The organism is Streptococcus oralis (genome assembly GCF_001578705.1).
Classification (GTDB): Bacteria; Bacillota; Bacilli; order Lactobacillales; family Streptococcaceae; genus Streptococcus; species Streptococcus oralis_J.
The window spans coordinates 71,175-84,160 of the sequence record NZ_KQ969039.1 but is presented as its reverse complement, the minus strand read 5'-3'; the positions used below and the strand labels follow the sequence as shown (position 1 = coordinate 84,160).

General features: G+C 37.9%; 8 protein-coding genes. All 8 read left to right on the top strand.

Going from position 1 to position 12,986, the window contains the following annotated elements; genetic code table 11:
* Positions 1-3 precede the first annotated feature (3 nt).
* The 8 genes from SORDD05_RS08480 to SORDD05_RS08445 are packed head-to-tail and all read left to right on the top strand — an operon-like array spanning position 4 to position 12,970.
* Entirely contained in the window at positions 4-2,772 is a 2,769-nt protein-coding gene (locus SORDD05_RS08480) for a phage tail tip lysozyme (RefSeq protein WP_061418995.1), read from the top strand.
* Positions 2,773-2,808: 36 nt separating this feature from the next.
* Positions 2,809-3,465: a hypothetical protein gene (locus SORDD05_RS08475; protein ID WP_231077330.1), complete on the top strand. Its 657-nt coding sequence runs from the start codon at positions 2,809-2,811 to the stop codon at positions 3,463-3,465.
* 10 nt (positions 3,466-3,475) lie between these two features.
* Positions 3,476-3,715 carry a hypothetical protein gene (locus tag SORDD05_RS08470; RefSeq protein WP_061418989.1) on the top strand — a complete coding sequence of 80 codons (240 nt, stop codon included), beginning with the start codon at positions 3,476-3,478 and terminating at the stop codon, positions 3,713-3,715.
* Positions 3,708-4,610, top strand: a complete 903-nt coding sequence (locus tag SORDD05_RS08465) for a hypothetical protein (protein ID WP_061418986.1) — start codon at positions 3,708-3,710, stop codon at positions 4,608-4,610. The genes SORDD05_RS08470 and SORDD05_RS08465 overlap by 8 nt, the downstream gene beginning before the upstream one ends.
* Position 4,611: 1 nt before the next feature.
* On the top strand, positions 4,612-5,160 hold the full coding sequence (locus SORDD05_RS08460) for a DUF3801 domain-containing protein (RefSeq protein WP_061418983.1): 549 nt from the start codon (positions 4,612-4,614) through the stop codon (positions 5,158-5,160).
* Positions 5,157-6,992, top strand: coding sequence for a VirD4-like conjugal transfer protein, CD1115 family (locus SORDD05_RS08455; protein ID WP_061418980.1), 1,836 nt, complete (start codon positions 5,157-5,159; stop codon positions 6,990-6,992). The genes SORDD05_RS08460 and SORDD05_RS08455 overlap by 4 nt, the downstream gene beginning before the upstream one ends.
* Before the next feature lie 12 nt (positions 6,993-7,004).
* Positions 7,005-8,354, top strand: coding sequence for a hypothetical protein (locus tag SORDD05_RS08450; protein WP_061418977.1), 1,350 nt, complete (start codon positions 7,005-7,007; stop codon positions 8,352-8,354).
* Between the two features lie 11 nt (positions 8,355-8,365).
* Positions 8,366-12,970, top strand: a complete 4,605-nt coding sequence (locus SORDD05_RS08445) for a PBECR4 domain-containing protein (RefSeq protein ID WP_061418974.1) — start codon at positions 8,366-8,368, stop codon at positions 12,968-12,970.
* Positions 12,971-12,986 lie beyond the last annotated feature (16 nt).

Genomic DNA, 12,986 nt, shown 5'->3' with positions numbered 1-12,986 from the left:
ACTATGGATCAGGAGAAAGGCAGACCAAAAACAATCGGTCATAAGATAGATCAGAAGCTGGAAAAAGTCCGGAAGAATTACCGCACTGTTCAACAAGATAGTGCTATGCGAATGAAAGAGCTAAAGTCACAATCACGTTCTACGAATCGCATCGTTAAGAATAGTCATAAACAATTTAGAGCTTCAAGAGCCAAAGTCAAAAAAATCCAAAAAGAGTATAAGAATATCCAGAAACAGGGAAGAGAGCTTCGGAAAGAAGGGAAGGCCCTTCGTCCAGAAGAAATCAAGAAGCAGGCTTTTCTTAAGCAGGAATTGGATAAGAACAATAAAAAACAAGCCTTCCTTAAGCAGGAATTAGATAAGGCGAAACTGGAGAAAAAAACTTCTAAAAGAACTTTTAAAGTCGCTCAAGAGGCTAACGGTGGATCACGGAAGAAGAAGTTTCTTCGTGCGGCCAAACAATCTGTAGAACGAGTTGCTAATCAACAGGCTAGTTCTACAGCTCATCAGGATGATACCCTTTCAGATATAGCACGAACTAAGAATCAGTATCAAGATATACAGATTCAAGGAAAACGTATTAAAACGATTGGGAAGTATAGCGGTAAGCTTGGCCAAGGAGTAGTTAAATCAAGCTATGGTCTAGGAAATAGATTCTACAATAAGGCTAAAGGGAGAGGCTTCACTCGAACCCCAAGAGAATTTTCTTGGGAAGGGAAGTTATCTCGACAGATACAGGCTTATAGAAAACGCTTAGCTGCATCTAAGACAGGGAAGGCTGCTAAGAAGGCTAGAAAGGTCTATCGTTTTGGATCTAAACCGATTAAAGCTATTATCAAAAATCCGTTTGGTTTTAAGGCTTATCTGATTGCTTTTGGTCTGCTTTTGTTTCTGGCAATACTTGGTATTGGTAGTTCAGGAATTACCCGTCAAGATGAGTTTGATATGAATGATACCTGGTTGTATCTTTCAAAATTGGATCGTGAAAAATCTAATGATAAGGTAGATTATTGGACAAAAATTGATGATCCGCTTTTGTACTTGAATTATAAGTATGATGATATTTCAGATAAACTTCGTATAGATGGGAACAAGTATTTTTCTCAAAATACTCGTGGGAAACTATACTTAGATACCTTATGGAAGAATTTGAATGGGGATAAAGATAATCTTAAAACAATGGAAGATCTTTATACTAAAAATGACCTTTACAAGTTGAGTGAGGATGAGTTAGAAGAGTATAAAGAACTCTTAGAAATTGCTCGAGATAGCGGAAAATATATGTTGCTACAAGAGCTAGATAATCCATTTTATACAGAAGATCAACCTGAATCAGAAGCTCCTCTTCAGATTATTGAGCGTTTTGGTTATAAAACTAAGACGGAAATCTTTAATGGTTCTGTTTTGCAAGCCACAGGTGGGCAAACTCTATTAGCAGTTCTAGATGGGAAAGTTGAAGTAAATGGTAATGATTTAGAAATCAGTGATGAGAATTCCAAGTTTCTGTATAAGAACGTAGATACGATTCGTTACAAAACAGGAGATCATGTTAAATCTGGAGATATCATTGGAAAGGTCGCATCTGAAGGAAATCAAACGGTCTATTATCAAAAACTAGAACCTGATCGTTCAAATAAGAAAGATAAAGATGGTAATGTTGAGAATAGTTGGACTTATGTCAATGTCGGTTTTTACTTCCAGCGTGTAGAGTATACACAAGCAACGTCTGTCGTTAGCAGCATTGAAACATCTGGAGAGAAAGGAAAACGTGCGAGAGCTTTCGCAGATGCGATTAAAAAGAATATACCGGAGGCAACTGATGAAGGGATTGCAGCCGTTTTGGGTGGATTTGATATTGAGAGTTCCATTACTTTTAAACGTTATGAGACAGACTTTCTAACCAATAATCAGTTTGATAAAGTTGCTAAAGAGCCAACTGCAGAAAATCTAGTTGGTAACTGGGATGCTTTCCAGGCTATGTATCCGAATCTACGTTTAAATAAAGGAGGATACCTGGTCAATGGTTTACACTATATCGGGATTGGGATTGGTCAATTTACTGGCCCCCGTGCTCTTGCATTGTGGAATTTTGCAAAAGATATGAATGGAGATATTTGGTCTGCGGAAATTCAAACTAAATTCCTATTAGAAGCAGATGATCCACTTAGACGAGAAGCTTTTAAAAGAATTGTAACCTCAACAGGTTCCGTAGAAGCTCTTGCGGAGGACTTCTTGAATTCTTGGTTGGGAGTACCAGGTAATAAGCTTCTAGAGCGACAAACTGCAGCTCGTCAATGGCTAAATTTCTTAAAAAATAAAGGAGGAGGTTCGACAGGAGTTTCGAGCCAACAAGTTCCAGCAGAGTATAAAGACAAACTTCCGTATGGACTCCCTACCGATCAAGCAATTCTAGAGGGTCAAGGTTATCCAGGTAATGCCTATGCACTAGGAAATTGTACTTGGTATGTCTATAACCGTTTTGCTCAGATTGGAACAGGAATTTATCCGTATTTAGGAAATGCCAATCAATGGGTTGATAGTGGTCAAGCTCAAGGATATGAAATTTCAACAACCCCTAAACCAGGTTCTGCAGTTGTATTCATGAATGGTGTAGCTGGAGCATCACCAATCTATGGTCACGTTGGATTCTGTGAGTATGTCAATAGTGATGGTAGCTTCTTAATGTCAGAAATGAACTTTGCTGGTTTATACCTAACGACTTGGCGAACCTTGACACCACAATCAGGCATCTATTTTGTTACCCCTAAATAAGAAAGGAAAAGAATGTATAATCAAAAGTTAATCAAAATGGTAAAGGGACTACTTATCGGAGTCGCTGCCGTTTTATGTATTATCCTGGGCTATTCTATTGCTCAAGTACAACAGAATTTGAGACAGAATAGTCAAGTTCAGGAAGAGGCAAAACAGAAACCAGAAGAAAAACAACAGGAACAACTATCTCTTACTGAACAGCAAGTAGAGGACTTTCTAATTGCTTACTATACCAAAAAGGATTTAGAAGAGAATCGTCCACGTTATAAGCCTTTTATGACCGATTCTATGTATCAGGAAACCATTCAAGAAGAACAAAAGCCAGTTAACCAGACCTATAAGGGGTATGTGGTTGACCAATCTTATGAATCAGGCTCTATCTACATTGATAAAACACATAAAGTTGCGTTGGCTCAGATTCAATATTCTAGCACAACCTTAGCAGAAAAAGATAATCGAGATTCTAAGGGGCTTACTGGTATCACTAAGGCTACCATTCGATTGACCTATGTAGAACAATCAGGTAAACTATTGGTCAATAAAATTGAGCCTATCGTCTTGACTGAAGCAAAGGGGCAAAGTATAGGTACCTATTCAGATACTAGCAGTTCAAGCTCGACTCCAGTATCCTCTACATCAACCACAACACCTACATCCTCTGAACAAACAACCGCAACCAGTAGTAACCAATAAGGAGAATTGAATGAATAAAAAAATAGTACAACTTGAAGGTAAGCTTGAGAAAGTCAGGAAAGAGAAGGAAAAGGCGCAACGACAAAAAGAAGCAGCAGATGAAAAAATCAAGAATTACATAAATCAAGAAAAAGATTTGGAAGCGCAGCTTTTTGTTGCTTTATCAGAAGAAAGTGGCTTATCCTACCAGGAAATGAAGGAGCTCATTCTTCCAGCGCAATCAAGTAACCAAGGAGTGAACCATGTATAAAATTATCAATCAACTGACTAATCAAGAGGAAACATTTGAGTATCGAGATGAGTTGTTATCAAGGCTAGAAATCATCAACGAGCGAATGAAGAGTAATAGAATAACCGGAACCTATCGGCTTTATTCTCTCAGTTCTGAAGGTGAAATCCTACAAGAAGAGAGACTTGAAATACCTTTTGTTGGAATCATTGATCAGTTGCTGGAAAATTTTGGTACGAGTGTTGGGAAGAAAAAGAAAGGTTTTCTTCATTTTTTAGCAAAACATAAAGAAAAAAAGTCCTCACAAGGCATACCAGAACCCCAACCACAACCCGAGTTCCAACCAGAACCAGATCCTGAACTAGAAGATCTAACGGTAAAGAAAGAGGCGAATATGGCTCGTCAAAGAATTGCTGAGCTAGTTTCTCAGAAGCCTAAAGATGGGGTTAGAGAGGAAGTGCCTTTGGAAGATAAAATTACCTATTCTTCTAGTGAATGGACTACAGATCATTTCAGTAGATTAGATGAAAATGAGGAAGAACGAGTAGAACCTTCACAAGATGAAAATACACAGGATGTAGCTACAGAAGAAGTGGCACCAGTTGTTGCTACATTTAGTCAGAAAGAGAATAAAACGCTTCCTAATCAAAAGGCTGAATCTTCCTTCTCTCTTTCTCATGCAGCTGCAGTAAATATGCCTTCAGAGGTTATTGATAGCTTTGAGGCTCAGACGGTTACTTATAAGCAATCTATTAAAAATAAAATCAAATCTAACGAAGATTTTATCAAGGAAGCAAATGCGGAAATTGCTCAGTGCCAAAATAGGATCGATGAGTTGCAACAACAGATTCTTGCGAAAGACTCTCAAGCTACTCAATTGAAAGATCTTTATTTCAAAATTGAAGAGGTGAGCTAAAATGGAACAAGAACAAGTTGTAGCCCAGTTAGGACGGGCAACTCTTGTGACAGGAGAAGTAATCTTAAAAGGACTCTTCCTGGTGAGCTCTAAAGCAGTTGAAATGTATCAAGCCAGAGGAGAGAATGTAGTCTTTACTGGTGATACAGACTGGAATAAATTCATGGCAACAGCAGATGCAAAAGAAGTCCAGCAATTACTACATAATGAAGTCAATCTCGAGGCAGTTCGAAAAGAACTGGGCCAATACGGGATTGGCTTTTCTTTTTATACTCATCCAGATGGAAAGACAACCCTTGCTTTTAATGCAAAAGATAAAGGTGTTGTCGAACAAGCCTTTAAGGATGTCCTAGAAGGCATCACAAGAGATCCTAAAGGATTCAATGAACGAAACCTTAAACATGGGAAAACGACTTCTTTTGAGGAGAAATTGCAACATTTCAAAGCAGTTGAACAAGAGAAAATCAATTCCCTCCAGGTAAACATTCATACCAAGGAGTTTGTTCTTCCGGAAAATATCGAACCACAGATTGGAGGGAAAATGAAGTGATCACAGAAAAGAAGAAACGGAGACTTAGACCATATTTGTTGTTAGGATTAGGCCTATTTTATCTCTTTCATTGGCTCTTTAAACTGTGGCTATTAGCACCAGATACCGATTCAGTAACGGATGTATTTGGACTTGGAAAGCTTAACTGGATGAGCGACCATTTGAGCGATAAATCTTGGTTTGATTTTCAATTCACACCAACTTCTTTATTGATTGGTATGAGTGGATTTCTGATTGCTTTTTTGCTGTATTTGAGAGTAACGGATACAGGTACGTACAGGTATGGAGAGGAACATGGATCAGCTCGCTTTGCAACGAAAGAAGAGTTGATGAGATTCCGAGATGAAGATCCTGAAAAGAATATGATTTTCACTCAAAATAGCCAGATGGGACTGTTTAATAACCGATTGAGCTTTGAAAATCAGATTAATAAAAATATTTTGGTGTATGGTGGTACAGGGGATTCAAAGACACGTAGTGCTGTAAAACCAAATATTTTACAAGGAAACTCTAGTTTTGTGACCACAGATACTAAAGGGATTTTGATTCATGAGACAGGGAAATCACTTGTAGAAAAAGGTTACAAGATGAAGATTTTTGATCTGATTACATTTTTAAATTCAGATGGCTTCAACGTTTTTAAATATATTCATAATGAAATGGATATAGACCGGGTAGCTGAAGCGATCACGGAATCTCTTAATAAAAATGGCCATGAGGGAGATCCTTTTTGGCCAGCAGCCAATAAACTCTTGATGCGTTCTCTAATTGGTTATCTCTATTTTGATGGTCAGCTTGATCACTATCTACCTAATTTAGGGCAGGTTACAGATATGATTCGAGAATTGAGACGGAATCATCCAGAAGCGGAGAGTCCTGTTGAATTGATGTTTGAAGACCTGGAGAGAAGAAGCCCAGGGAATTATGCTAGTAGGCAGTGGGATCTATTCAATAAAAACTTTGATGGTCAAACACGGGCTTCTGTTTATGCTATCTTTGCAACAACCTTCTCAGTATTTGATCATGAGCAACTAAGAAAGATTATTGAAAAGGATACACTTGAGATTGAAAAATGGAATATTGAGAAAACAGCCGTTTTTATTCATATTCCAGAAGTGGATCCAGCTTACCAGTTCTTATCTGCCCTTCTTTTTAGTACCATTTTTGATGTGCTAATAAAAACTGCAGATGCAGTTATATTAGGTGAGCATCCAACAAAGACCAAGGAAGATTTATTGCATCTACAGGTGTGGGCGGATGAGTTTGGTCAGATTGGGAAGATTCCTAATTTACCACCAATTATCTCAGTTATTCGTTCTCGAGAGATTTCTATCAAGATGATGGTACAATCTCAAAGTCAGATCGAAGTATTATACGGTAAAGAAAATACGAAGACGATTATTAATAACTGTGGTGCTATTCTTTATTTAGGTTCTAATGACTTAGACACGCTTAAGTACCTATCTGAGCGATCAGGGAAGCAAACTTTGAATGATCAGAATTATAGTGAGAGCAGAGGAAGAAATGCCAGCAGTTCTAAGCAGAACTCCAAAATTGGTCGAGAACTGTTGACACCGCATGAGGTGGCCACGATTGGAACAACAGAAGCCCTACTCTTCCTATCCAAACAAAATGTTTTCCGAGATCAAAAATTTAACCTGGACACTCATCCAAGAGCCTACCTCTTAAGTAATGGCCCGAACGATGAAAACTGGTATCGTTACAAGCGATATCTAAGCGATATTGATGAGTGGAAAAACCAGATTGGGGAAGAAAATGTTATTCATATTGGGATTAAGGAAGTTGAGGAAGTTCCTCTCAGAGTGAGTTAGAAAGGATAAAGAATGAATACATTACCACAAAAACAATTTAAACGAATGAAGCGTGAAGTTGAGGAAGAAACTGCTCGAGGGATTGGTTATTTTGAAGGGATTTTAGAACATATCCCTTCTTACCCTCTGTCTGAAGCAGTAAAAGAGTTAGCTTTAGCTGGCTGGATTACTCCTCATACAGATGTCATCGATGTCCAGAATATGATTGTTACAGAATCTATAAAATGGATGAATTATCAAGATTTCAAAGAAGTTGCCCCCTACTTATTTTCATATCCTCGAGAGCAACGAGAGAAAGATTTATTGGTTCGACCAGTGAAGATCTCCAGAGAGTACTTTGAGGAATTAAAGGCCAATGCAGAAGAATTATTTCACTTGAAACAAGACTTGCTTCAGGTTAATAATCAATTAGATGCTAAGATCCAGGAATTGGAGATGGATCAGCTACCGAATGGCGATCAGGTCATTGGAGTTGATCTGGAAGCTGAGGAGGTATTGTTACTACGAACTCCAGAAAATGCTCAGGTTGAGGAATGGGAGGTTCGTAAAGATGGCTTGATTACTGATTATCGTTCCAATCTTTCAGAATATGCTCAAATTGTAGATACTTTGCTTGAAATGAAGAATCCAGAGATTGATATGATTCTCTACGAAGAAGTAATCAACTATTCTAAGAAAACTTGGCCAGATTCAGAACCCATTCAACTTCCAGAAAATATCAAGGAACTGTTAAATCAAGAGGGCAAGCTTGATCCTTCATATTATCAAATAGCTCAGTTTGAAACATTAAAACAAGCTTATATTTATGGGATGATTTCACCTAGTTTTCAGGAGCGTTTCCCTCATTATTCAGATTTCGTTAGGAACTATGTAGAAGATAGAGAACAATATGAGTTTTTCAACTATCGTACAGAAGCCGTCTCACTAGCTCAGGAAATTCTAGTACCACGTTTAGGAGATATTAACCAGATTTTAGGAACGAATAATCAGGAGTTAATCGTTCAAGAAGTCACTGGATATTCTCAGGGTGAAAGCTGGGAATTAGCTTATTTACGGGATACAAAGACGGAAGATAAAGAATCCGTTCAGTTTTATCTTGAAAACGAGATTGGAGCTTGGTATAAGGGAAGTTTGACAGAGTTGGTTGTTATCCGCTTCGATGATATTGATCTAGAGAAAGGATTTAATGGCCATCAGGAAGCCGTCTATCATATCGACGAGAACTTGTTAGTTCATGATAAGCTAGAACAAGCCCAACTCTATTTTCCTGATTTAAACCGTTTTGTAGTAGCCGAAGAACTTGAGAAAGAACATACACAAGATATAGTAGCAGAAAAAGAAGGGCCAGAATTTTCATTGTAGGGAGGTAACAGATGGCATTAAGCAAAGAGGAAGCCAAAAGATTATCTATTATTTCTGTTGCAGAGCAACTAGGCATAGAGTTAAAGCGTACAGGAAGCTATAGTTATACCTGGACAGAGCACGATTCATTTGTAATCGATACAAGGAAAAATGAATTTCACTGGAATTCAAGAACTGAATTTGGGGATGTCATTCAGTTAGTTCAATCCATAAAAGGAGTTTCTTACAAAGAAGCGATGCATTTTTTGGAAACTGGAGAATTTAAACAAGTTAATTCAGAAGCTCAGATGGCTCCAAAAGAGCCATTTCACTATAATTTGGAAAGATATGAGAATCAGGATTTTAGCGCCTCTAGAAGCTATTTGAAGGCTCAGAGAGGCCTTTCAGATGATACGATTAATTTCTTTATTAGCCAGGGGAGTATGGCGGAGGCAACCCGAAAAAAAGGAGACTATTTCGAGCCTGTGATTGTCTTTAAATATAAAGACAACACGGGCTTTTTAGCTGGCGCTAGTCTCCAGGGGATAGTAGAGAATCGAGTGCACTATCCAGAACGTGGTCGCTTAAAACAAATTATGAGAAATTCAGACGGACAATTAGGATTTTCAATTGATATTGGCACCCCTAAACGTTTGGTATTTGCGGAAGCTCCAATCGATCTAATAAGCTACTATGAGCTTCATAAAGATAGGCTTCAGGATGTCCGCTTAGTAGCTATGGATGGGCTTAAAGATGGTATCATTAGTCGAAGATTTATGGAATTATATGCCGAGATGAATAGTAAATCCTATCAAGTGGATCAGAAGGCTGGAAAAGCACTAGAAACTGTTGCTAGAACAACAAATTATTTTAAAGATGGTCAGAATCAAGATATGATTACCTTAGCGGTAGATAATGATGCTGCAGGGCAGAATTTTATCACTCGATTGCAGGAGAAGGGGATTCCAGTCCAGATTGCGATTCCGCCTATCGTTCAGCTTAACCAGGAAAAGGAAGATTGGAATGATTTCCTGAAGAGGGGGAATGAAGCTCCTACGGAGCTGGCGCACGTTTACACAGCAGATGAAAAGTCCTGGCATTACCAGGGCTTTTTTGAGAAGGAAATAGCTCTTACAAAAGCGCAAGAGCTAACTGCAGATAATGTAAAAGCTTTTGTGTCAGATAGGCAATTGACAAGGGAAGAAGTCCGTCAAGAATATCAAACAATTATTAATCAAGAGAGAGGAAGAGAAAATACTATGTCAGAATTGTATGGGAATAGTAGTGATCATGAAGATGATTTAGTAAACAGTCATAAACAAGCTGATAGAGTCCTTATTCAACCGGAAACACAAGCTATAATTGATTCTGGAGAGGTCAAACAATGGGTTAAACATCCAAATATCTACTTTGTAAAAGGGCTACGTTTTGTAGCTCTAGAACTGACAGAAGAAGGAAAATTTGAACAATCATCTCAATATCTCCCTAAAACGGAGGAGGAAAAAGAGGTGGTAAACAAGTTACTGTCCAAACAAAAAAAGCAAGATGAAGTAGTTCTAGAAGATGATCAGAGTTCTGAATTGAACATAGATACTAGTAATTTATCCCCAGAAGATGCAGAATGGCTGAAGAAGAACTGGCATAATATTAGCTTTTCAGTGGAACCTAAAAAACAGATGGTCATTGATGGAGATAAAACGGTAATTTTTAAAAAGCCTTCCGCTCCTGGTGGAGATGCTTATGGAGCGCTGGAAGAAAATCAGAGCACAGAAAAAGCTCCTGAGAGTTCTCAGGAGCAAATGAATGATAGGACCAGTGGCGGCACGGGTTCTTTACAGCCTAAAGCTGAAGGCAGTACCTCACCTGTACTTGAAACAAGTACCTTTGAGCAAACTGTTACCAGTCACCCGACATCATCCTATCCTTACTTACAGTTTAGCACAAATTATGATAAAGTGCAACGGAGAATAGCGAATTATCATCCGATTACACCAGCGGATTTAAGACGCTTAAATCAATATGCGCCGTCTATCCAAAGTACAGCGTTCTGGTATTTAAATGAAGTGGCTGATAGTAAGATCAGCTTTGTTTATACGGATCATGGAGAGGAGAATGTACTTCAGGTGAATTTTCAAAAGGATAATTTTATCCATCTTTCAGGGATCAGACCTTTTGAAGAGGGAAAGGGAGCGGCAGATTTCCTAGATGATATTGCAAATGGTCAGGGACATTATGACGGTATATTGATTAGTGACGCAATTAAGAATAAATTGCAGGTTCTTCCTATGTTACGGGATATTTTAGATCCACAATCTTTTGTTTTAGATGATTTGAGAAGTGTTGAAAAACTTCACAATCTCAATATGAGTGAAGCTATTAAGGCAAAAGATGAAGATTTCTTACTACTGTTTAAAGATATTGGAGATGAAAAAATTCCAGCATCTCTTATGAAACTCAAGGGAGAGCTTGCAACTAATGTTAAATCGTTGGATGAAAAGATCATTCTCGGTGTTTATAGAGAAAGAGATGGAAACATTGAGCAACTCTCAATCAATGAGGAATATGTTCAAGATGGCGGCAAGAAAATGTTATCTGTCTTAAAAAATAAGCAGTATGAAGAACTCTCAAAAGAAAAGACGACCTACAATATCCGCCTTCAATGGGCAGAAAAGCATGATGGTGGGCCAATTTTACCTTTTAGCGAAACCGAGTTGATTGATTATCAGTCTTTTGCAACAGAGCTATATAAGCAGAATAATATCTATTACGACAAACATCATGCGAGTGTAAGTAATCAAATTAACCAAGTAGAAGGTGCTTCCTATACACCTATTACAAAGGTTCAATTTGCTTTATACAGTCCTGACGGTGAATTGATTCAGGATGGTATCCGTTACAATATAGGTGAGGAGATTAATCCAATCGCTCATAAAGAACGGCTTGGTACACGAGAGATGAGAGAGCATCCAGGTCTAATGAAGATAGATAGGGTATTATTCAATCAGTATCATCTGGAGAGATTGGCAAGTGAACTAGATATTTCTCAGTTCAGTTACGCTTTGGAAGATACTCCTTATGCCGATCAACTTTTATCCCAAGTACCTTATGGAGTGTTAGAAAACAGCCCGATTGGTTTTTCGGATAGTAGTCATGATAGTCGTCTAGGATTTATTTCTTTTGATGGAATGGATAGTGTTGAGGTTGAAAATTTATCTGCTTGGTTTGAGAAGTTTGGAGTTAGAGATTCGCCTCAAGAACAAATAGCTCTTGTAGAAAAATGGCAGAAAGAAATTAAAGATTTATCAGAAAAAGTTGAACAAACCATCGAAAATATTCGAGATGAATTTGAAAAAAAACAAGTCAAGAATTCGCAAAATACACTAGATAATCCATACGAAAAAATTTATCAGTATAACCGAAAAGATGAGAGGGATCGTGATTTGGATGGTGATGGCATTTCAAACTCCGATGAGATGTTGCAAGGAACAGATCCATACAATGCTGCTTCTAACCTTCATAAAAAGCAGGAAGATCGAGAAAGAAGGGCAGATGTTGAAGTGGCTGCAGGGGCTATTATTACCGAAGCAGTTGCTACTAAAAGTTCAGAACAAACCATTTCCCAGCTGGTCGCAAATAAAGATACAAAAGCATTAGCTGAACACTTGAAAGAGGGAATGAAGAACTATTTGGACTCAGAACAGTTTAGATCGTTCTTGGATACGATGAGTAAGTTTCACAATTACTCACTTAACAATATTCATTTGCTGAAGATGCAGAATCCCAATGTCTCCCATGTTGCAAGTTTTAATAAATGGAAAACGGATTTTGAAAGAACAGTCAAAAAGGATTCTAAGGCTCTGAAAATTTGGGTTCCGTATCAAGTGAAAACTAAAATTTCTGCTAATCAAAACGAGTTGAGTTTTTCTCCATCAGAGAATGAAATGGAAGAGAAGGAAGTCACAGTTACTCGATTCAAGTTAGGGAATGTCTTTGATGTTTCTCAAACAGAAGGAAAAGAATTACCAAAAGCAATTAATGAATTGACTGGTTCTGTCAAAGATTATGAAGATTTATATCGAGCAGCTAAAGCAGTTTCGATGGATAATCAGGTTTCTATCAATTTTGAAGAAATTAAAAGAGAGGGCGCAAATGGTTATTACTCTCCAAATGAAAATCGAATAGTCATTTCAAAGGGATTAAAGGGACAAGAACATATTCTAAAAACAATTTTTCATGAAATGGCTCACTCAGATTTACACAGAGGAACTAATGCACAATATGGGGACGACCAATATCGTAAGCAAGAATTACAAGCTGAAAGTGTAGCCTATGTCGTAGCTAATCATTTTGGTTTTGATACTAGTAGTTACAGTTTTGGATATTTAGCTATCTGGGCGAAGGATAAAAATGGATTTGAAGATATGGTTGAACAACTGCAGATTGTTCAGAAGGAAGCAAAAAGTTTGATTGATCGGATGGATGCTAAGTTAGAACTGGTGAAAAATAAAACTGTAACGAAAGATAAGTTTGCAGATAAACTGAAACAGGCAAAAGAAAAATCTGAGCAGTTAGGTAGTCAAAAGGCGGAGGCTGTAATGCAGGTGGAAGAAAAAAAGTCCCTGAGCAACCCTCAATAATGGAGGCACTAACTCG

Bases quoted from the DNA above. Each gene is read 5' to 3' on its own strand.
- SORDD05_RS08480 (WP_061418995.1), top strand. From the start codon at position 4: ATGGATCAGGAGAAAGGCAGACCAAAAACAATCGGTCATAAGATAGAT.
- SORDD05_RS08475 (WP_231077330.1), top strand. From the start codon at position 2,809: ATGGTAAAGGGACTACTTATCGGAGTCGCTGCCGTTTTATGTATTATC.
- SORDD05_RS08470 (WP_061418989.1), top strand. From the start codon at position 3,476: ATGAATAAAAAAATAGTACAACTTGAAGGTAAGCTTGAGAAAGTCAGG.
- SORDD05_RS08465 (WP_061418986.1), top strand. From the start codon at position 3,708: ATGTATAAAATTATCAATCAACTGACTAATCAAGAGGAAACATTTGAG.
- SORDD05_RS08460 (WP_061418983.1), top strand. From the start codon at position 4,612: ATGGAACAAGAACAAGTTGTAGCCCAGTTAGGACGGGCAACTCTTGTG.
- SORDD05_RS08450 (WP_061418977.1), top strand. From the start codon at position 7,005: ATGAATACATTACCACAAAAACAATTTAAACGAATGAAGCGTGAAGTT.
- SORDD05_RS08445 (WP_061418974.1), top strand. From the start codon at position 8,366: ATGGCATTAAGCAAAGAGGAAGCCAAAAGATTATCTATTATTTCTGTT.